The organism is Polaromonas sp. (genome assembly GCF_029945925.1).
Classification (GTDB): Bacteria; Pseudomonadota; Gammaproteobacteria; order Burkholderiales; family Burkholderiaceae_C; genus Polaromonas.
Genome location: NZ_JAQSDN010000036.1, coordinates 102549 through 123426, shown reverse-complemented (window position 1 = coordinate 123426; position 20878 = coordinate 102549). Strand labels below are relative to the sequence as shown.

The 20878-nt window shown below is 63.0% G+C and carries 21 protein-coding genes; 11 read left to right on the top strand and 10 right to left on the bottom strand.

Annotated elements, in window-relative coordinates; genetic code table 11:
• The first annotated feature begins 54 nt into the window (after positions 1-54).
• The 9 genes from PSV40_RS10670 (at position 55) to PSV40_RS10630 (ending at position 6749) form a co-directional block, all read left to right on the top strand.
• A complete protein-coding gene (locus PSV40_RS10670) occupies positions 55-792 on the top strand; it encodes a HupE/UreJ family protein (RefSeq protein WP_366915001.1) in 738 nt (245 codons plus the stop codon).
• A 20-nt stretch (positions 793-812) separates the two neighbouring features.
• Positions 813-1487 (top strand): transmembrane anchor protein, encoded by a 675-nt coding sequence (locus PSV40_RS10665; protein ID WP_300537258.1) that lies wholly within the window; start codon positions 813-815, stop codon positions 1485-1487.
• Positions 1488-1771: 284 nt separating this feature from the next.
• Positions 1772-2122, top strand: coding sequence for a hypothetical protein (locus tag PSV40_RS10660; protein WP_300537256.1), 351 nt, complete (start codon positions 1772-1774; stop codon positions 2120-2122).
• Between the two features lie 82 nt (positions 2123-2204).
• Positions 2205-2807 carry a TerC family protein gene (locus tag PSV40_RS10655; protein ID WP_366915000.1) on the top strand — a complete coding sequence of 201 codons (603 nt, stop codon included), beginning with the start codon at positions 2205-2207 and terminating at the stop codon, positions 2805-2807.
• Positions 2808-2916: 109 nt separating this feature from the next.
• Entirely contained in the window at positions 2917-3612 is a 696-nt protein-coding gene (locus PSV40_RS10650; protein WP_300537254.1) for a Bax inhibitor-1/YccA family protein, read from the top strand.
• Between the two features lie 99 nt (positions 3613-3711).
• Complete coding sequence (locus PSV40_RS10645; RefSeq protein WP_300537252.1) at positions 3712-4551, top strand: undecaprenyl-diphosphate phosphatase; 840 nt, start codon at positions 3712-3714, stop codon at positions 4549-4551.
• A gap of 76 nt (positions 4552-4627) precedes the next feature.
• Entirely contained in the window at positions 4628-5947 is a 1320-nt protein-coding gene (locus tag PSV40_RS10640) for a hemolysin family protein (RefSeq protein ID WP_300537250.1), read from the top strand.
• A gap of 164 nt (positions 5948-6111) precedes the next feature.
• Positions 6112-6456, top strand: a complete 345-nt coding sequence (locus tag PSV40_RS10635) for a hypothetical protein (RefSeq protein WP_300537248.1) — start codon at positions 6112-6114, stop codon at positions 6454-6456.
• Complete coding sequence (locus PSV40_RS10630; protein WP_300537247.1) at positions 6453-6749, top strand: hypothetical protein; 297 nt, start codon at positions 6453-6455, stop codon at positions 6747-6749. Before PSV40_RS10635 ends, PSV40_RS10630 begins: the two co-directional genes overlap by 4 nt.
• A gap of 79 nt (positions 6750-6828) precedes the next feature.
• Here the strand turns inward: PSV40_RS10630 and crcB are convergent, their stop codons facing one another.
• The 10 genes from crcB to PSV40_RS10580 all read right to left on the bottom strand — a co-directional run bounded on the left by crcB (position 6829) and on the right by PSV40_RS10580 (position 16442).
• Complete coding sequence (gene crcB, locus PSV40_RS10625) at positions 6829-7215, bottom strand: fluoride efflux transporter CrcB (RefSeq protein ID WP_300537245.1); 387 nt, start codon at positions 7213-7215, stop codon at positions 6829-6831.
• 23 nt (positions 7216-7238) lie between these two features.
• Positions 7239-7607 carry a monovalent cation/H(+) antiporter subunit G gene (gene mnhG / locus PSV40_RS10620; protein ID WP_300537244.1) on the bottom strand — a complete coding sequence of 123 codons (369 nt, stop codon included), beginning with the start codon at positions 7605-7607 and terminating at the stop codon, positions 7239-7241.
• Positions 7604-7882: a K+/H+ antiporter subunit F gene (locus tag PSV40_RS10615; RefSeq protein WP_300537242.1), complete on the bottom strand. Its 279-nt coding sequence runs from the start codon at positions 7880-7882 to the stop codon at positions 7604-7606. Before PSV40_RS10615 ends, mnhG begins: the two co-directional genes overlap by 4 nt.
• Positions 7879-8370, bottom strand: a complete 492-nt coding sequence (locus PSV40_RS10610) for a Na+/H+ antiporter subunit E (protein WP_300537421.1) — start codon at positions 8368-8370, stop codon at positions 7879-7881. The genes PSV40_RS10615 and PSV40_RS10610 overlap by 4 nt, the downstream gene beginning before the upstream one ends.
• Positions 8370-10067 carry a monovalent cation/H+ antiporter subunit D gene (locus tag PSV40_RS10605; RefSeq protein WP_300537241.1) on the bottom strand — a complete coding sequence of 566 codons (1698 nt, stop codon included), beginning with the start codon at positions 10065-10067 and terminating at the stop codon, positions 8370-8372. The genes PSV40_RS10610 and PSV40_RS10605 overlap by 1 nt, the downstream gene beginning before the upstream one ends.
• Positions 10064-10444 (bottom strand): Na+/H+ antiporter subunit C, encoded by a 381-nt coding sequence (locus tag PSV40_RS10600; protein WP_300537239.1) that lies wholly within the window; start codon positions 10442-10444, stop codon positions 10064-10066. Before PSV40_RS10600 ends, PSV40_RS10605 begins: the two co-directional genes overlap by 4 nt.
• Positions 10444-13563, bottom strand: a complete 3120-nt coding sequence (locus PSV40_RS10595) for a monovalent cation/H+ antiporter subunit A (protein ID WP_300537237.1) — start codon at positions 13561-13563, stop codon at positions 10444-10446. Before PSV40_RS10595 ends, PSV40_RS10600 begins: the two co-directional genes overlap by 1 nt.
• Positions 13564-13645: 82 nt before the next feature.
• Entirely contained in the window at positions 13646-14947 is a 1302-nt protein-coding gene (locus PSV40_RS10590; RefSeq protein WP_300537235.1) for a TRAP transporter large permease subunit, read from the bottom strand.
• 7 nt (positions 14948-14954) lie between these two features.
• The gene (locus PSV40_RS10585) at positions 14955-15464 is read right to left on the bottom strand and encodes a TRAP transporter small permease (protein ID WP_300537234.1); all 510 of its coding nucleotides are present in this window, start codon (positions 15462-15464) and stop codon (positions 14955-14957) included.
• Between the two features lie 9 nt (positions 15465-15473).
• A complete protein-coding gene (locus PSV40_RS10580) occupies positions 15474-16442 on the bottom strand; it encodes a TRAP transporter substrate-binding protein (RefSeq protein WP_300537233.1) in 969 nt (322 codons plus the stop codon).
• Between the two features lie 158 nt (positions 16443-16600).
• Between PSV40_RS10580 and PSV40_RS10575 the strand changes: the two genes are divergently transcribed.
• Together PSV40_RS10575 and PSV40_RS10570 are read left to right on the top strand one after the other, a co-directional pair.
• Positions 16601-17140: a winged helix DNA-binding protein gene (locus PSV40_RS10575; RefSeq protein WP_300537231.1), complete on the top strand. Its 540-nt coding sequence runs from the start codon at positions 16601-16603 to the stop codon at positions 17138-17140.
• A 21-nt stretch (positions 17141-17161) separates the two neighbouring features.
• The gene (locus tag PSV40_RS10570; RefSeq protein WP_300537229.1) at positions 17162-20854 is read left to right on the top strand and encodes a hydantoinase B/oxoprolinase family protein; all 3693 of its coding nucleotides are present in this window, start codon (positions 17162-17164) and stop codon (positions 20852-20854) included.
• Positions 20855-20878 lie beyond the last annotated feature (24 nt).

Genomic DNA, 20878 nt, shown 5'->3' with positions numbered 1-20878 from the left:
TCCTCGCGCTGCTCCTCGCAGCGCTTCCCTTTCTTTCAGACCATCGGAGTCTTCATGCACAGCTATGTTCACGACAGGCTGCCACGTTCGCCATGGGCGATCTGGCAATCCCGTCTCTTGCTTCTTTCGGCATTCTTCATCTGTCTTTTCGTGGGCGGCACAGAGGCCTTGGCCCACGCAGTCACCGCAGGCGACAAGGGCTATATCCAGGAAATTTCGGGCGTCAATCTGCTGCCCTTCATGTACCTGGGCGCCAAACACATGATGACGGGCTACGACCACATCCTGTTTCTGTTCGGCGTGATCTTCTTCCTCTACCGGATCCAGCACATCGGCATCTATGTGAGCCTGTTTGCGTTGGGTCATTCCACCACCATGATCCTGGGCGTTTACTTCAACGTCGGAATCAACAGCTACCTGATCGACGCGATCATCGGTCTGTCCGTCGTCTACAAGGCCCTGGACAACATCGGTTCCTTCCAGCGATGGTTCGGGTTCCAGCCCAACACCAAGATCGCGACCTTGGTGTTTGGCCTGTTTCACGGCTTTGGTTTGGCTACCAAGATCCAGGAGTACGAGATCTCACCCGACGGACTGCTACCCAACCTGCTGGCCTTCAACGTGGGAGTGGAAATCGGACAGCTGCTGGCATTGGCGGTCATCCTGATCGGCATGAGCTATTGGCGCCGCACACCCAGCTTCATCCGCCACGCCTACACCGCCAACGTCGCCATGATGAGCGCGGGCTTCATTCTGGTGGGCATGCAGCTCACCGGCTACTTCGTGTCCTGAACACCCAAGGAATATTTAACATGTACAACAGCGATACCCCCCTGCGCGCCGAACTGCCTTCTTCCAGGCAGCTCCTGCGCTCCACCATCCTGGCCGCCATTTCGGCGCTGGTGCTGCTGGTTGCCGTCGTGCTTCCGGCCGAATACGGCATCGATCCCACCGGTATCGGTCGAGTCCTGCGCATGACTGAAATGGGCGACGTCAAGCAACAGCTGGCGGCACAGGCCGCAGCCGATGCTGCCACCGCGACGTCGGCAACACAGTCACCGGCAGCCGTAGCAACGCAGGGCGTGGTTACAGCCAATGCGGCCGAATCACTCGCAAGGTCGGCGGCGGCAACTGCCCCGAAGGAGACGACTCAGGCTGCCGCGCCCAAGATGGAATGGCGCGACGAGATGCCCGTTACTCTGACTCCAGGAGAGGGCACGGAAATCAAGCTGAAGATGGTCCAAGGCGCCAAAGCTCAATATTCGTGGGTCGTCGAGGGCGGCGTGGTCAACTTTGACACCCACGGTGATGCGCCCGGCAAGTCGATCAGCTACGAGAAAGGCCGCGCGGTGGCGTCAGATGAAGGCGTGCTGGAAGCCGCATTCACGGGCAACCACGGCTGGTACTGGCGCAATCGGGGCAAGTCAAACGTCAAGGTCATCCTGCGCACGCGCGGTGACTATACCGATATCAAAAAAATGATGTGAATGCAGGGCGCTGCGACTTGTGTCGCGGCGCCCGCTGCATGCACGCTCTCTGAAATTTTCTCACCTCAATATCTCCATGAAAACTCTAAAAACTGTTGTCTCCGCCTTTCTGATGGTCTTTTTCCTGGCCTCGCTCGCCGGATGCAACAAGGTCGGCTCACATGGAAATGGCGGTCACGGCCACAGCCACGAGTGACGCCGGAAAGCCCGTGAGCTTTCCGGTTACCCGAAACGCCCCGTCCACTAATCCCAATTAAAGCTACACTTACATATATATGTGTCGCTTGTTCGTTCTCCTCGTTTGCGCACACTTTTTACTGTCCGGCGGACAGGTCGCGTCCCTACACACATTGGACGCAACACAACAGCACGCCAAACATGCTCAAACTCAAATCCTCAGCGATGCATTGTCGCTAACGGATAGCGGGATGGGCGGCGACATTGATTTGGATAACACTGATCCGCTTCTGGTTGACTTACCCCCTGAAGTGACGGAGTTTTTCAATAGCGTGATCGTTGCAGGGTCTGCCGATATCACTGCTGGGGCCTATTCAGCTCTTGATCTTCCGGCGCCATCACCGCCTTTCCTTGAGGGGCCGCAGCGCCCCCCACGTTTCCCCAGCTCCCTCAGCTGAGCGCTGACGCGGGCTTTCCGCGTCTTCATACCCTTCAGGAACCAGCGCGGGATCGCGCCCGCAGAACCGCCTTCTGCAGAAATTGAGCTATGGACTTTCTTCTAGACCCGAATCTCTGGGTCGCCTTTGCGATGTTGACTGCCTTGAAATCGTTCTGGGCATCGACAACATCATCTTCATTTCCATTCTTGTCGGCCGGCTGCCGCCGGAGGTGGGCGATAAAGCGCGACGCCTCGGCCTTGGTTTCGCAATGATCTCCCGACTGCTGCTCCTTTTCACGCTCAGCTGGGTGATGGGCCTCACGGCCGACCTCTTCAACGTTGCCGGGCAAGGAATCAGTGGTCGCGACCTGGTACTGCTCTTCGGAGGGCTTTTCCTGCTCTACAAAGCCTCGCATGAGATCTTCGTGGAAGTCGGAGCACGAGAACAGGCTCCCGTTGCTGACACGGTGGAACTCAAAGCGACAGGCAGAAAGCTGTTTTGGGTCATCATTGGCCAGATCGCAGTGATCGACATCGTCTTCTCGCTCGATTCGGTGATCACTGCAGTCGGTATGGTCGATGAGATTGGCGTAATAGTCGCTGCGGTCGTCATTTCTGTTGGCGTGATGCTCCTGGCAGCCAAGCGGTACCGAAGGGCTGCATCTATGCCGCTATGGCTTTTTCCCTCGCTGTCGAGGCACTGAACATACGGGCACGCAGCAAACGTCAAGCGGCCAGGAATGCAGTCGAAAACTCCTGAACGCCGCTGAACCGTCCCGCCTCCTTCTTAACTTAATTAACGAGAGCACTCTCATGAATCAAACCCTCCCCACCTTCCCCACCGGATCTGTCGATCAGGCTGCCTTCGTTGAGCGCAACCGGGTTCTGCGCAACACCTACTGGCTGCTCGCGCTGTCGATGGTGCCCACCGTCCTGGGGGCCTGGATTGGCGTTAGCACAGGAATTGCCAGCGCCATGTCGCCCGGCATCGGCTTGATGGTATTTCTGGGCGGAGCCTTTGGCTTCATGTTCGCGATCGAGAAGACCAAGAACTCGGCGGCTGGGGTACCGGTGTTGCTGGCGTTCACCTTTTTCATGGGCGTGATGTTGTCGCGCCTGGTAGGCTCAGTGCTGGGCCTGTCCAACGGGGCAAGCCTGATCATGACGGCTTTCGCCGGAACAGGTGCCATTTTCCTGGGCATGGCGTCCTTGTCTTCAATCATCAAGCGTGATCTGAGTTCGATGGGCAAGTTTCTGTTCATCGGGGCCATCATGTTGCTGGTAGTCGGCATCGCGAACTTCTTTATTCAATCCAGCGCCCTGATGATCACACTCTCGGTCTTGGCCATCGGCATCTTCTCGGCTTTTATCCTGTACGACCTGAAGCGTGTGCAGGACGGGCAGGAGACGAACTACATCACGGCCACGCTGGGCGTTTACCTGAGCGTTTACAACGTGTTCCAGTCATTGTTGGCTCTGCTCGGCATCGCCGGGTCCCGCGACGAATGAGCTTACCCCCGCGTTTCTCAAGCCTCGAGCGGCGTCCGCCAAACTTCAAGTGAGACCGACCACGCTTAACGAGCCGGCTGAGCGCAAGGCACGGGTCTTGTGAGTACCGCCGTACAGTGGGCCGAGGCCGCCCTTCTCGGCATCGTGCAGGGACTGACGGAGTTCCTGCCGATCTCGTCAAGTGCGCATTTGCGTATCATCGGGCCGCTGCTGCCTTCGGGCGGTGATCCGGGCGCAGCATTCACTGCCATAACCCAGATCGGCACCGAAGCGGCCGTTCTTCTGTACTTCAGGCATGACATCGCACGCATGGCGAAAGCCTGGTGGAGGTCACTGACTCAGCCGCGCCAACACAGCGATCCAGACGCGCGCATGGCCTGGTTGATCGTCATTGGCACGCTGCCGATCGCCCTTCTCGGCCTGCTGTTCAAGGACGCCATCGAGAGCTCGTTGCGCAATCTCTACATCACCGCCGCCATGTTGATCGCTTTCGCAGCCGTTCTCGCCGTTGCCGACCGGGTGGGCACGAAGCAGCGCGGGCTGGCGCAAATGGGTTGGGGACACGGTCTGTTGTTCGGACTGGCTCAAGCGATGGCGCTGATCCCCGGCGTCTCGCGTTCTGGCGGCACCATCACGGCGGGGCTTTTGATGGGCTACACGCGTGAGGCCGCGGCGCGTTATTCATTCTTGCTGGCCATTCCCGCAGTATTGGCTTCGGGTTTTTATCAACTTTACCGGAGCCTGGGACACACCACGCCGATCGCGGCTGGCCCCACAGCGCTAGCGACGCTGGTGGCGTTTGTCGTCGGCTACGGCGTCATCGTGCTGTTCCTCAAATTTGTCTCTACCCGCAGCTATATGCCTTTTGTGTACTACCGCGTCGTTCTGGGAACGATCGTTCTTGCCTTTCTCTACAGCGGACTGCTCAAACCGCTCTGAGCGATACAGCACCTCCAAGCACTGGCAATTCGCACGCCCCTCCTCACTACTCACTACTCACTATCTGACACTCTTTATGGAAATCGCCATCCTCTTTGCCCTGATCCTGCTCAACGGCTTGTTCGCCATGTCCGAGATCGCACTTGTCACAGCACGAAAGGCCCGGCTGCAGAAGCTTGTGGATGAGGGAGACAGCTCCGCTGCCGCGGCGGTCAAGCTCGGCGAGGACCCCACCCGGTTTCTGTCCACTATTCAGATCGGCATCACTTCCATCGGCGTACTGAACGGCATCGTCGGCGAAGCCGCGCTGGCGGCGCCGTTGGCGCTATGGCTGGCGTCTCTGGGCGTGCCTCCAACCTACAGCACCTACGGCGCCACGGGGCTGGTGGTTCTGGTCATCACCTACTTCTCCATCGTCGTCGGTGAGTTGGTGCCCAAACGCATCGGCCAGTCGCACCCAGAGACCCTGGCCCGCCTCGTAGCGCGCCCGATCAACTGGCTGGCCATCGGCACAAAGCCTTTTGTACTGTTGCTTTCCATGTCCACACGGGGCCTGCTCCGGCTTCTGGGGGTGAAGGAAAGCAGCGGTGGTGCTGTCACGGAAGCGGAAATTCACGCCATGCTGGCCGAAGGCACCACTGCCGGCGTGATTGAAATGCATGAGCACAACATGGTACGCAACGTTTTCAGGCTCGACGATCGCCAGATCGGTTCGCTGATGGTGCCGCGCGGGGATGTTGTTGTACTCGATGTCGGTCTTTCGTTCGAGGACAACCTTGCGCGCGTCGAGCAATCGGACCACGCCCGTTTTCCCGTGGTGCGTGATGGACTGGACAACGTGCTCGGCATCGTCAACGCTCGCCAATGGTTATCGCAGGCATTGCGCGGGGAAAAACGCGACTTGACCCACCAGCCGCTCCAGACGCCGCTTTATGTACCGGAAACGCTTACGGGCATGGAATTGCTGGACAACTTCCGCACGTCGGATGTTCACATGGCCTTTGTCATAGATGAATACGGCGAAGTGCAAGGGATTGTCACGCTGCAGGACCTGATCGAGGCCATTACCGGTGAATTCAGGCCACGAGATCCCAAGACATCCTGGGCCGTGCAGCGTGACGATGGCAGTTGGCTGCTCGACGGACATATTCCGGTGCCTGAGCTGAAGGATCGCCTGAATCTGGACGCAGTTCCCGAGGAAGACCGCGGGCGTTATCACACGCTCAGCGGCATGCTGATGCTATTGACTGGCCGCCTGCCGAAGGAGGCCGACACAGTCACCTGGGAAGGTTGGCACTTGGAGATTGTGGATATGGACGGAAAGACCATCGACAAGGTATTGGCAAGTCGTACAGATGCCAAGTCCCCGAGGGACAGTGAAGAAGCTGCCAGTTAACAATGTTTGGCGTTGTATCTGCTTTGCTCTTTGAGTTTCCGCGTAGAGTGTTCGGTGGCATTTGGCGTACAGTTGCACTGCTCGGTTGCATATCTCTAGTCGCAGCTTGTTCGGATGGATATCCGGTTGAAGACGCCCCCTTGCTCAGCTCATCCGAAATGAGCATGGATCAGCTCTTGATCACGATGAATGCGGTAGGAAAAAAGACCCATCACCCATACCGCCGGCGCTATGCCCTGGAACCGGGATGCGTTCTTGAAGTGAAGGTACGACGCCCTGGCTTGAGTCCCCAGACAATGCTCGTCCCACTTGATGGTGCAGATATTGAGATGGCGCCAGGAAGTACAGACGAAACTTTTAACATCCAGTTGAAACCCAGTGGCAACACCCCGACGAAGGTTCCGGTGCTGGAGGGTGGAAAGTGGGCTGATGCTATCCAGATGAGATCATTGCTGATGCACTTGCAGCGCAACTGCCACATCACAACAACCTCTTGGAACAGGCCGTGAACCTGCCCTCGTTGATGGAGTTCTTCGCGAGCCGCTGGCGCGGGGAGGTGCCGCTTCCGGTGCTGTTTTGGCGCGACATGCTGGTAGTTGGCAGTTTGATCAATCTGACTGCCAGTTTTGCAACCTTAATGCTGATTGCACAAGGCGCAAGCCCAAGCGCCGCCTTATTGGTGCACTTTGCGCCGCTACCCTACAACCTTTTTCTGTATGCAGCTGTTTGGCGATTACCCCAACATACCTCACGAGTGAAATGGATCGGAACGATCTGGTTCCTGGCGGTAGTCTTTTTTTGATGAATGCCCATTTGAGTCGTCCAAATCGGACCGGCCACTGGTGCTGCCGCCAAACAAGAAAAGTGCCACGGGCCCTTGTCTACTGGGCGCGGGAGGCTATCAAAAACAGAGCAGTTTTGATGCCGATCACAGTCATGAGCAGCGAGCCCAGCACATGCAGCGCGGCCGTGCCCAGCGCCAGGCCGTAGCGCTCTTCCAGCAGGAAAGTGACAACTTCGGCTGAAAAGGATGAAAAAGTGGTGAGCCCGCCCAGAAAGCCGGTCACCAGCATCAGGCGCCAGACCGGGTCGAGTTGCGGCAGGGACTGGAAAATGGCCAGGCAGATGCCGATCAGGTAGCCGCCAATCAGGTTGGCGGCCAGCGTGCCCCAGGGAATGAGGCCGCCGGGCGTCAGCCACAGCGCCAGGCCCCAGCGGGCCAGTGCGCCGGCGCTGGCACCCAGACAGATGGCGATGACTGCATGCATGGTGCGCCCGATCGTGAATAAAGTTAAAGCTTACCCTGATCCGGCGCCCGGGCCGACGTAGCGGCCGGCGGCACCGCACCGCCCTTCTGCCGTTCGCGGAACAGCGCGGCGCGCATCAGGAAGATCGTCGTGACGGGCGCCGTCAGGGCCACAAACAGCGTGATCAGCAGGGCGTGCAGGAACAGGCTGCCGCCCTGGATTGAAAAATAGATGATGGTCGCCAGGGTGATGCACCACACGCCGACCGTCGCGCCCAGGGTGGGCGTGTGGATGCGGCGGAAAAAGGTCGGCAGCCGCACCAGCCCGAAGGAGCCGATGGCCGCAAAGGCGGCACCGAGAACGGCGAACACGGCGGTGAGGACTTCGGCCCACAGCGGCAACGCGGTACTCACTCGATCACCTCGCCGCGCAGCAGAAACTTGGCCAGGACGGTGGAGCCGACAAAACCGCACAGCGCAATCAGCATGGCGGCTTCAAAGTAGACATTGCTGGCGTACACAATGCCCAGCACCAGCATCATCAGCATGCCGTTGATGTAGAGGCAGTCCAGCGCCATCACGCGGTCCTGCGCGGTCGGGCCGATCAGCAGCCGGGCGACTGCACACAACATGGCGACGGCTAGAAGGAAGAGGGCGAGTTTGAGCCCCCAGAAAAGAAAGTCGCTCATGATTCGAAAATCTCCATCAACGGGGTTTCATAGCGCGTCTTGATCAGCGTGATGAAAGCCGCCTCGTCTTTCACGTCAAACACGTGCAGCAGCAGCCTGGACCGGTCAAACGACAGTTCTCCCCAGGCGGTGCCGGGTGTCAGGCAGCAGATCATGGCCAGCACCGCGAGTGCATTGGGGTCGCGCAGCTGCAGGGGGATCTCCACGAAGCGGGCCTCGATGTCCGCCGTGCGCCGCGTCAGCAGCAGCCGGGCGACCGTCAGTGCCGAATGCAGCAGGTCGCGCATCACCCGCACGCCCAGGCGCAGGGCGATGCCGGGTTTGCGCAGGCGCACGGTGGCGGGGCGCAGGCTGCGGGTCAGCAGCGGCACGACCACGGCAAGAAACGCTGCCATCAGCAAGGTGGCGGCATCGAGGGCCTGGTTCAGCAGCAGCCAGACGACGAACAGCGCCAGCGACAGCGGCGGCGAAGGCAACCAGCGCCGCATCATGGCGAGACCTTCAGGGCGGGCGGATTGGGCACCTGCCGGGCGCCCATCACGGCCTTGCGGTAGGCGGCTGGCCTGAACAGGTTTTGCGCCATTGCGTTGGCGTGCTGCATGACCGGGCCGGCCTCGACGCTCAGGGCGACGCTGGCGGCCAGCAGCGCGGCGACCGGCAAGACCTCGAGGGCGCGCAAGGCCGGCATACTGCTCACGGGCTGCGTCCAGAAGTAGCGGATGCCGGCGCGGCTCAACGCGACCAGCGTCAGAAAGCCGGACAGCAGCAGCAGCGCCAGAAAACTCCAGTTCGCCGGTGAAATCACCGGCGTGTCCAGCAGGGCCGACAGCATGGCGAACTTGCCGACAAAGCCTGACAGCGGCGGCAGGCCGGCCAGCAGCAGCGTGCAGACCACGAAAGACAGGCCGAGGAAGGCAATGCCGGCCGGTATGGCACGGCCGTAGAGCGCCTGCTGTTCGTCGTCGAGGTTCACGTTGTTGATGGCGGTCAGGTCTTCCGACAGAAAGGGCGCATTGCCTGCCTTTTCGTGGGGGGCGATGCTGGCGCCCGCATTGCGCCAGCGTTCGATCATGTCGATCAGCAGAAAGAAGGCGCTGGCGGCCAGCGTCGAGCTGAGCAGGTAATACAGTGCGCCGGCCCACACCGCCGGCTGCCCCAGGCCGATGGCGGTCAGCAGCGTGCCGGCCGAGATCAGCACGGCGTACCCGGCCAGGTGCGACAGGCGCTGCGTGCCGATGATGCCCAGCGCGCTGATAAACAGCGTGGACAGGCCGATGGCCAGCAGCACCTCCTGGCCAAACTGCGCCGACTCGCCGGTGTCCGGCGCGAACAGCACGGTCCACAGGCGCAGCACGGTGTAAATGCCCAGCTTGGTCAACAGCGCAAAGACCGCACTGACGGGCGCCACCGCCGCGCTATAGGCCGGTACCAGCCAGAAGTTCAGTGGCCAGGCGCCGGCCTTGGCAAAAAAGGCGGTGGCCAGAATGGCCGCGGCCGCATGCACCAGACCGCGGTCGGCCGCATCGAGGTTGGCAATGCGCAGGCCCAGGTCGGCCATGTTGAGCGTGCCGGTCACGCCGTAGAGCAGCGCCGCACCCACGAGAAACAGGAACGAGGCTGCCAGGTTGATGGCGATGTAGTGCAGGCCGGCGCCCACCCGCAAGCGCCCCGAGCCGTGCAGCAGCAGGCCGTAGGAGGCCGCCAGCATGACCTCGAAAAAGACGAACAGGTTGAACAGGTCGCCGGTCAGGAAGGCCCCGTTGAGCCCCATGAGCTGCAGCTGCAGCAGCGGGTGAAAATGCACCCCCGCACGGTCCCAGCGCGAGGTCGAATAAATCGACACGGCGAAGGCGATCACGCCGGTCAGCGCCACCATCAGCGTGGACAGGCGGTCGGCCACCAGCACGATGCCGAAGGGCGCGCGCCAGTTGCCCGGCAGGTAGACGCCAATGGAACCGGGCCCGGTGCCGGTGTCCACCGCATTGACCCAGCGCAGCAGCGCCAGCGCGGCCAGCAGGCCGATCAGGCCGGACACCACGGTCAGCGCTGCCTTGGTGCGGCGCCGGTGTTCACCCAGCAGCAGCATCAGCGCGGCGGTGAGCATGGGAACCAGAATGGGCACGGCCACCAGGTGCGGCATGGTGGCCTCGAGCAGGCGGTCCAGCCAGTGCAGGAGTTCGCTCATTCCGGCGCTCCCTTCACATGCACGCTGGTGTCATCTGCCGCGTCGTCCTGGCCGTCCACATGGTCGGTGCCGGCCAGGCCGCGCGAGGCCAGCATCACCACCAGGAACAGGGCCGTCATCGCGAAACCGATGACGATGGCTGTGAGCGTCAGCGATTGCGGCATCGGGTCAGCCGTGTTGGCCAGCGTGGCGGCGATGCCCGATACCAGCACCGGCTCGCTGTCGACCTTGAGGCGACCCATGCTGAAGATGAAGAGGTTGACCGCGTAAGAGATCAGGATCAGGCCCATGATCACCTGGAAGGTGCGCGGGCGCAGCAGCAGGTAGACGCCCGAGCTGGTGAGCACGCCGATGCCGAGGGCGAGGACAATTTCCATCAGGTCTTCTCCGCCGGATCGGTGTTTTTTTCGCCAGTGACATCGCGGATCCGGCTTTGCCGGTCCGCAGGTGTCGCCCCCTGCAGGGGGGAGGCGGCTACACGAAGTGAGCCCGCAGGGGGGGGGAGCGGTGGCTCCCGGCTTTGCCGGTCCGCAGGTGTCGCCCCCTGCAGGGGGGAGGCGGCTACACGCAGTGAGTCCGCAACGGGGGGGCGCCTTTTTTCGGCTTGTTCTTCGGCCCACCGGTGGCTGCGCACCGACTGGTGGGCCAGCGCCGTGAGGATCAGCATGGTGGAGCCCAGCACGATAGAAAACACGCCCAGGTCGAAAAACAGCGCGCTGGGCACATCGATGCTGCCGAGCAGCGGCAGGTGCAGGTGGGCGGTGTGGGTGGTCATGAAGGGGTAACCGAGCACCACCGCGCCGCCGCCGGTGGCCAGCGCAAGCAGCAGGCCGATGGCGATCCAGCGGCGCGGGTAGATGCGCAGGTGTTCTTCCACCCAATCGGTGCCGGAGACGATGTACTGCAGCAGCAGCGCGATCGACATCACCAGGCCGGCGACAAAACCGCCGCCCGGTGCGTTGTGGCCGCGCATGAAGAAATACGCGGACACCAGCACCGAGACCGGCAGCAGCAGGCGCACCAGCACAGCTGGCACCATCAGGTAGCCGACCGCGGTGTTCACCGCGCGGCGCGGGTTCAGCAGGTCGCTGCTGCCGTCGTCGACCTGCGCGCGCTGCTGCACCGGCAGGGCCATGGACTCGATCGCGGGCCGGAAGCGGCGCAGCAGCGCGTACACCGTGAGCGCCACCACGCCGAGCACGGTGATTTCGCCGAAAGTGTCAAAGCCGCGGAAGTCCACCAGCATGACGTTGACCACATTGGTGCCGCCGCCCTCGGTGAGCGCGCGCTTGAGAAAGAAGGGGGAAATGCTTTCCGGAAAACGCCGCGTCATCACCGTCCATGACAGGGCTGCCATGCCGGCGCCGGCCATGACGGCGATGGCCAGGTCGCGCCCGCGCCGGCCCCACAGCCGCAGGCGTGCCCGCATGGGCTGGATGGCCGCCTTGTTGCGCATGGGGAGCCAGCGCAGGCCCAGCAGCAGCAGCACGGTGGTGACGGTTTCCACGAGCAGCTGGGTCAGCGCCAGGTCGGGTGCGGAAAACCAGATGTAGGTGATGCAGCACACCAGGCCGGCGCCCGAGGCCAGCATCAGCGCGGCCAGGCGGTGGAACTTGGCCTGCCAGGCGGCGGCGACGGCACAGGCTGCGCCTATGACCCAGGTCATGGCAAACATCGGTGAGAAAGCCAGCAGCTCGCGCTGGCCGCGTTCGGTAGGCGTCAGCCACAACGAAGCCGCGGCACCAGCCAGCGCGATGACCAGCAGGAGCAGCAACTGCGACTGCAGGCGCCGCGTGCCCAGCAGGTAGCGGCTGCGCCGGCCGGCCTCGCTGACGCGCGCCAAGACGTTCTCGAAAATGCGCTGGCCGTCAAAGCGGTGCAGCAGCGGTGTGTGCGCCAGTTGGCCAAGCGCGCGGCCGCGGCGCTGCAGCAGGTAGAGCGCGGCGCCGCCGGCCATCGCGATAAAACTCATCAGCAGCGGCAGGTTGAAGCCGTGCCAGACCGCGAGGCTGTAGGCCGGCAGTGTGCCGCCAACCACCGGCCGGGCTGCTTCGTCCAGCAGCGGGCCCACCGACCAGTGCGGTGCCACACCCACAACCAGGCAGACCAGCACCAGCAGCTCCACCGGCACACGCATCCAGTGCGGCGGCTCGTGCGGTGTGCGCGGCACCCCGGGTCCGCAGGGCGGACCGAAAAACACGTCGAAAACAAAACGCGCCGAATAGGCCACGCTGAACATGCCCGCCACGGTCGCGATGATGGGCAGGCCCCAGTTGAGCCACCCTGTGGACTGGATGTAGACGGTTTCCGCAAAAAACATTTCCTTGGACAGAAAGCCGTTGAGCAGCGGCACGCCCGCCATCGAGGCGCTGGCAATCACCGCGAGCGTGCCGGTGATGGGCATCAGCCGCATCAGGCCGCTGAGCTTGCGGATGTCGCGCGTGCCGGTTTCGTGGTCGATGATGCCGGCCGCCATGAACAGCGAGGCCTTGAAGGTCGCATGGTTCATGATGTGGAAGACCGCGGCGACCGCGGCCAGCGGACTGTTCAGCCCCAGCAGCAGGGTGATGAGTCCGAGGTGCGAAATGGTCGAATACGCCAGCAAGGACTTGAGGTCGCGCTGGAACATGGCGATGAAGCCACCCAGCAGCAGCGTGATGGCGCCGGCGCCGCCGACCAGCCAGAACCATTCGCTGGTGCCGGAGAGCACCGGCCACAGGCGTGCCATCAGGAACACCCCGAGCTTGACCATGGTGGCCGAGTGCAGGTAGGCCGACACCGGCGTTGGTGCGGCCATCGCGCGCGGCAACCAGAAGTGAAACGGGAACTGCGCACTTTTGGTGAAGGCGCCCAGCAGCACCAGCACCAGCACCATGGTGTACAGCGGATGCGCCCGGATCTCGTCGCCCGAGGCCAGCACCAGGTCCAGGTCGTAGGTGCCGGTGATACGCCCTAGCACCAGCACACCGGCCAGCAGGCACAGGCCGCCTGCGCCGGTGACCGTCAGCGCCATGCGGGCACCGCGCCGCGCGTCGCGCCGGTGGTGCCAGTAACCGATGAGCAGGAAAGAAAACAGGCTGGTCAGTTCCCAGAACATCACCATCTGCACCAGGTTGCCGGACAACACCACGCCGATCATGGAGCCCATGAAGGCCAGGAAGAAGGAGAAAAAGCGGGGTACCGGGTCCGATGCCGACATGTAGTAACGCGCGTACAGCACGACCAGCGCACCGATGCCCAGCACCAGCATGCAGAACAGCCAGGCAAAACCGTCCATGCGCAGCACGAGGTTCAGGCCCAGCGCCGGCACCCACTCGATTTCCTCCCGGATCACATTGCCGCCGGCCAGCTGCGGGAACAGCCAGGCCGCCTGCAAGGCGCAGCCGAGCGCGACCAGCCCTGCCAGCGTCGATTCACGGTTGCGGGCGTTGGCGGGTAACAGGGCGGCCAGTACGCTGGCAATAAAGGGAAGGGCGAGGAGCAGGACGAGGGACATCGCGGCTGATTCTATAGAGCGGCCCCGGCGCAGGCCGCTGGCAAACCTCTGCGCTGTCCAAGGCCTTTGGCAGGCCAGCGTCCTATCGGCTCATCTGCTGCGGTAGCCAGGTGGCGATGCCCGGAAAGACATAGACCAGGGCAACGGCCGCGCTCATCAGGAAAAACATCGGCAAGGTGACCTTGGCAATCCAGGGCAACTCGCGGCCGGTCATGCCCTGCAGCACAAACAGGTTGAAGCCGACCGGCGGCGTGATCTGCGCCATCTCGACGACCAGCACGATGAAGATGCCGAACCAGATCGGGTCGATGCCGGCTTTCTGGATGGTGGGCATCAGCACGCCCATGGTCAGCACCACCATGGAGATGCCGTCGAGAAAGCAGCCGAGTACGATGAAGAAGAAGGTCAGCGCCAGGATCAGCTGGCCCTGGCTCAGGCCCAGCGAGGCAATCCATTCGGCCAGGTGGCGCGGCAGGCCGATGTAGCCCATGGACAGTGTCAGAAAGGCCGCACCGGCCAGGATCAGCGCGATCATGCAGTACAGCCGCGTGGCGCCCATCAGGGCTTCGCGGAAGGTGGTCCAGCTCATGGAACCTTGCAGCGCGGAGATGACCAGGGCGCCCACCACGCCGATGGCCGCCGCCTCGGTGGCGGTGGCAATGCCGGAGTAGATGGAGCCCAGCACCGAGGCGATCAGCACCACCACGGGAATCAGTGCGCGTGAGGCCGAGAGTTTTTGCAGAAAAGTCGTCTTGGCATCGGCCGGGGGGATCTGGCCGGGATTGCGCAGGGCCCAGACCACGATGTAGCCCGAAAACAGCAGGGCCAGCATCAGCCCGGGGAACACACCGGCGATGAACAGGCTGGCAATCGACACCTCGGCCGAGACGCCATACACAATCATGATGATGGACGGCGGGATCAAGAGGCCCAGGGTGCTGGCGCCGGCCAGCGTGCCGACAATCATGTGTTCGGGGTAACCGCGGCGCTTGAGTTCGGGCAAGGTCATCTTGCCGATGGTGGCGCAGGTCGCCGCGCTTGAGCCCGACACCGCTGCGAAAATGGTGCAACCCACCACGTTGGTGTGCAGCAAGCGCCCGGGCAGGGCCTGCATCCAGGGCGCCAGGCCCTTGAACATGTCCTGTGAGAGCCGGGTGCGAAACAGGATTTCGCCCATCCAGATGAACAGGGGCAGGGCGGTCAGCGTCCAGCTCGAAGCCGACCCCCAGATGGTGACGGCCATGGCGTCGCCGGCCACACGCGTGGTGAACAGCTGCATGCCTATCCAGGCCACGCCCGACAGGGTCAGGCCAATCCAGACGCCGGTGCCCAGGATGAAGAAGAGGGAGAGCACCAGCAGGGCCATGATAGTCAGGTCGTTCATGGGGTCCTTATTCGTTGCGCAGCGCTTCGCTGCTGGTCACGGCGGTTCGGCGGCCCCGGATCTCGAGCACCAGCTCGTCGATGAAGGCCATCACCAGGATGACCGCGCCAAAAGCCATGGCCAGTTGCGGAATCCACAGCGGCGTGGCGTCGCTGCCGGTGGAGATGTCGTTGAACACACGCGACTGCCAGGCCAGTTTGCAGCTGTAGGCGGCAAACAGCAGGGCCAGCAGCGTGGCCAGGCCCAGGGCCCAGAGCTCCAATGCCTTTTTCCAGCGGCCGCTGAGGGCGTTGACCAGCAGGGTGACGCGGATGTGTTCGCCGCGCTTGAGGGTATGCGCCAGTGCGAGGAAGCCGCTGGCGGCCATCAGGTAACCGGCGTAGGCATCGGTGCCCGGCACATGGAAATGCAGCTGCCGGCTCACGATGGACAGCAGCACCATGACCAGCAGGCCGATCAAAAAAAGCGCCGCCAGGGCGGCGGCGCTGTCGTAAATGCCGTCTAGCAGCTTGCGCATGTCGGCGGTTTACTTGCGGTAGGTATCTACGATGGCCTGGCCTTCAGGGCCGGCCTTGTCCAGCCACTCCTTGAGCATCACGTCGCCGACTTTTTTCATGTCGGCCTTGAGCGCGGCGGACGGCGGCAACACCTGCATGCCGTTGGTCTTGAGGGTTTCCAGCGTCTTGGTGTTGACGGCCTGGCTGGCTGCCCAGCCGCGGGTTTCGGCGTCTGCCGCTGCCTTGAGCACCGCCTGTTTGGTCGGGCTGTCCAGGGCGTCGAAAGCCGCCTTGTTGACGATCACCGCATTCTTGGGCAGCCAGGCCTGGGTGTCGTAGTAATACTTGAGGTGTTCATACAGTTTGCTGTCCACGCCGGTGGCACCGGAGGTCATGGTGGACTCGACCACGCCGGTCGCCAGCGCCTGAGAGAACTCGGCGGCCTGCACCGTCACGGGCTGGGCACCGACCAGTTCGGCGATACGTGCGGTGGCCGGGCTGTAGGCGCGCCACTTGATGCCCTTCAGGTCGGCAGCCGAGGCCACGGGCTTTTTGGAGTAGATACCCTGGGGTGGCCAGGCCACCGCATACAGCAACTGGATCCCCTGCTCGCCCAGTTTCTTTTGCAGCGCCGGCTTCTGGGCCTGGTAGAGCTTCATGGCGCTGGGGTAGCCGTCGGCCAGGAAGGGCAGGCCGTCCGTGCCGAAGATTGCCCACTCGTTCTGGAAGTTGGCCAGCAGGATTTCACCGGCCTGGGCCTGACCGCCCTGCACGGCGCGCTTGATCTCGGGCGCCTTGAACAGCGAGGCATTGGCATGCACCGTGATCTTGAGCTTGCCGCCGCTGGCCTTGTCCACGTCGTTGGCGAACTGCACCAGGTTTTCACTGTGGAAGTTGGTGGCCGGGTAGGCCGCGGGCAGGTCCCACTTGGTCTGGGCAAACGAGACGCCGGTGGCAAGGGCCAGGCTGGTGGCAAGGGTCAAGAGGCGAAGCTTCATGGTGACTCCATTGGTTGAATTGATGGAAAGGACTTTACGCGGCTAAACAGGGGATGGTGATGGGTGTTTCCCCTAAGTGTCAACAATTCGTTGATAAATTGTCATTCATCTGCCTACAATCTGCTGCATGCAACATCAATGCCAACAGGAGTGGTGCCATGTCAAAAAAGCCGCTGGATAAGGCTGCGGGCCCGGAGCGCTCGCCCATCGTTTCTTCTGCGCATCTGGTATCGCCACACAGCTCGGAGATGAGTGAGTTTGAATTCGGGCTGATCGTGGCGGGCAACGCCTTTCACCGGTGGATCGTGCACTGTATGAGTGCCGCCGGCCTCAAGGACCTGACGCCGCTCGATGTTCTGGTGCTCCACCATGTGACGCACCGTGCGAGAGACAAGCGGCTGGCGGACATCTGTTTCATCATGAACGTCGAAGACACGCACCTGATCAACTATTCGCTCAAGAAGCTGCTCAACCTGGGGGTGGTGGAGTCCAGCAAAAACGGCAAGGAGGTCACCTATGCCTCAACGGAAGCCGGCCGTTCCCATGTGCAGCGCTACCGCGAGATCCGTGAGTCCTGCCTGATTGATGCGATGAATGCAGATGACGGATTGAACCGCGATATTGGCGAGCTGGCGCGTCTGCTGCGCGTGCTCTCCGGCATGTATGACCAGGCGGCGCGGGCGGCAGCCTCCCTTTAAGAAACCCTCAAGGCAACGAACATGGCAACCGAAACGGCAACGGCAATGGAAAAGAAGCGCTGGCAGTTCTGGATAGACCGCGGCGGTACATTCACCGACATCGTGGCCAAACGCCCCGATGGTTCGCTGGTCACACACAAGCTGCTGTCGGAGAACCCCGAGCAGTACCGCGACGCGGCGGTCGCCGGTATCCGGCATCTGCTGGGGCTGAAGGCGGGCGAGGCCATTCGCGCCGACGTGGTGGACTGCGTGAAGATGGGCACCACGGTGGCCACCAATGCCTTGCTTGAACGCAAGGGTGAGCCGACGCTGCTGGTGACGACGCGCGGGTTTCGCGACGCCTTGCGCATTGCCTACCAGAACCGGCCGCGCCTGTTTGACCGCCACATCGTGCTGCCCGAGCTGCTCTATAGCGCCGTGGTCGAGGCCCAGGAGCGTATCGGCGCGCAGGGCGAGGTGCTGCAGGCGCTGGACGAAACGCTATTAGAACAGGAGCTGGTGGCGCACTACCAGAAAGGGCTGCGCAGTGTTGCCATCGTGTTCATGCATGGCTACCGCTATACCGCGCATGAAGCGGCCGCCAGCCGCATCGCCCGCGAGCTCGGCTTCACGCAGGTCAGCAGCTCGCATGAAACCAGCCCGATGATGAAGTTTGTCAGCCGCGGCGACACCACGGTGGTGGATGCCTACCTGTCGCCGATTTTGCGCCGTTATGTGGAACAGGTCGCCGGCGAGATGCCGGGCGTCAAGCTGTTTTTCATGCAGTCTTCGGGCGGCCTGACCGATGCCCATGTGTTCCAGGGCAAGGACGCGATTTTGAGCGGACCGGCCGGCGGCATCGTCGGCATGGCCCGCACCGCGGCGATTGCGGGGCACGCCAAGGTGATCGGCTTCGACATGGGCGGCACGTCCACCGACGTCTCGCACTACGCCGGTGAGTTCGAGCGCGAGTTTGAAACCCAGGTCGCCGGCGTTCGCATGCGTGCGCCCATGATGAGCATCCACACCGTCGCGGCCGGCGGCGGCTCCATCCTCAAGTTCGACGGTGAACGTTTTCGCGTCGGGCCGCAGAGCGCGGGCGCCAACCCCGGCCCAGCCAGCTACCGCCGTGGTGGACCGCTGGCCGTGACCGACGCCAATGTGATGGTGGGCAAGGTGCAGCCGCGTTATTTTCCCAGGGTGTTCGGTCCGAACGCCGACCAAGCCCTGAGCCACGAGGTGGTGCAGCACAAGTTCAATGCGCTGGCAGCGGAAACCGGACGCAGCGCAGAGGTCGTGGCCGAGGGTTTCATCAACATCGCGGTGCAGCAGATGGCCAATGCCATCAAGAAGATCTCGGTGGCGCGCGGCTACGATGTGACGCGTTACACGCTGCAGTGTTTCGGCGGCGCCGGCGGGCAGCACGCCTGCCTGGTGGCCGACGCGCTGGGCATGACCAAGGTGTTTGTGCACCCGCTGGCCGGTGTGCTGAGCGCCTACGGCATGGGCCTGGCCGACCAGAACGTGATTCGCGAGCAGGCGGTGGAGCTCAAGCTGTCGCCGGCGGCCCTGCTGGACGTGGCCGGCAAGCTCGACGCACTGGCTGCCACCGCGCAGGCCGAACTGCAGCGCCAGCAGGTCAGCACCGGCACCATCACCATGCACCGCCGTGTGCATGTTCGCTACGAGGGCAGCGACTCGGCGCTGGTCGTTCCCTTCGGTACGCTGGACCAGATCGAGGCCAGTTTTGAGTCCGCCTACCGCCAGCGTTTTGCCTTCCTGATGCAGGGCAAGGGCCTGGTGGTGGAGGCCGTGTCGGTCGAGGCCGTTGTTGCTGGAGATGCGCCGGCCGAGCCGCGCCACCCCACCCACGAGCCCCGCGAAGTGCCGCGCCGGGAAACGGTACGCATGTATTCGGGCGGCCAGTGGCACGACGCGGCGCTGGTGGTGCGGGAAGACCTGCAGCCCGGCGACATCATTACCGGCCCGGCCATCATTGCCGAGAAAAACGCGACCACGGTGGTTGAACCCGGCTGGGAGGCCGCGCTGACGGCACTGGACCACCTGGTGCTGGACCGGCGGGCGGAGCGTGCGATCAGGTTTGCAGCGGGTACCACCGTGGACCCGGTGCTGCTCGAAGTGTTCAACAACCTGTTCATGAACATCGCCGAGCAGATGGGGCTGCAGCTGCAGAACACCGCTTACTCGGTCAACATCAAGGAGCGGCTGGACTTCAGCTGCGCGCTGTTCGACACCGAAGGCAACCTGATTGCCAATGCGCCGCACATGCCGGTGCATCTGGGTTCCATGGGCGAAAGCATCAAGACGGTGATCCGCGAGAACACCGGAAAAATGCAGCCGGGCGACGTGTATGTGCTCAACGACCCCTACCACGGCGGCACGCACCTGCCCGACATCACGGTGATCACGCCGGTCTACCTGGGCGGGCAGCCCTCACCCCAACCCTCTCCCGGCGGGAGAGGGAGTAACCCGGATTCACTCCCTCCCCCGCTGGGGGAGGGCCGGGGTGAGGGCGGACCCCGTCCCCTCTTCTACGTGGGTTCCAGAGGCCACCACGCCGACATCGGCGGCACGACACCTGGCTCCATGCCGCCGTTTTCGACACGCATCGAGGAAGAGGGTGTGCAGATCAACAACGTCAAGCTGGTCGAACGCGGTGTGCTGCGCGAAGCCGAGATGGTCGCGCTGCTGAGCAGCGGCCAATACCCTTCGAGGAACCCGCAGCAGAACATGGCCGACCTGAAGGCGCAGATCGCCGCCAATGAAAAAGGCGTGCAGGAGCTGCGCAAGATGGTGGACACCTTCAGCCTGGAGGTGGTGCTGGCCTACATGCGCCATGTGCAGGACAACGCCGAGGAGTCGGTGCGCCGCGTGATCACGCAGCTCAAAGACGGCGCCTTCACGCTGCCGCTGGACAACGGTGCGCAGATCCAGGTGGCGATCCGCGTGGACACGAAAAAACGCAGCGCCGAGATCGACTTCACCGGCACCTCGCCCCAGCAGAGCAACAACTTCAACGCACCGACGGCGGTGTGCATGGCGGCGGTGCTGTATGTGTTCCGCACGCTGGTGGACGACGATATTCCACTCAACGCCGGATGCCTCAAACCGCTCAAGGTCATCATCCCGGCCGGCTCCATGCTGAACCCGAACCCGCCGGCCTCGGTGGTGGCAGGCAATGTGGAGACCTCCACCTGCATCACCAACGCACTGTACGGCGCACTCGGCGTGATGGCGGCCAGCCAGTGCACCATGAACAACTTCACCTTCGGCAACGCGCGGCACCAGTATTACGAAACCATTTCGGGCGGCAGCGGTGCCGGCGAGGGCTTCGACGGCACCTCGGTCGTGCAGACGCACATGACCAATTCGCGCCTGACCGATCCCGAGGTGCTGGAGTTCCGCTTCCCGGTGCGGCTGGAAAGTTACGAAATCCGCCAGGGTTCGGGCGGCGCCGGGCGCTGGACAGGTGGCAACGGCGGTGTGCGGCGTGTGCGTTTCCTCGAAGCCATGACCGCGAGCATTCTGTCGAACGGCCGCAAACACGGCGCCTTTGGCATGGCCGGCGGTGAGCCGGGCCAGGTCGGCCGCAATCTGGTGCTGCGCGCCAACGGGCAGACCGAGGCGCTGGACCACATCGGCCAGGCCGAGATGCGGCCTGGCGACGTGTTCGAGATCCACACGCCGGGCGGCGGGGGCTTCGGCAAGCCGTGAGGCGGTGCCCCCTTCACTGATCTG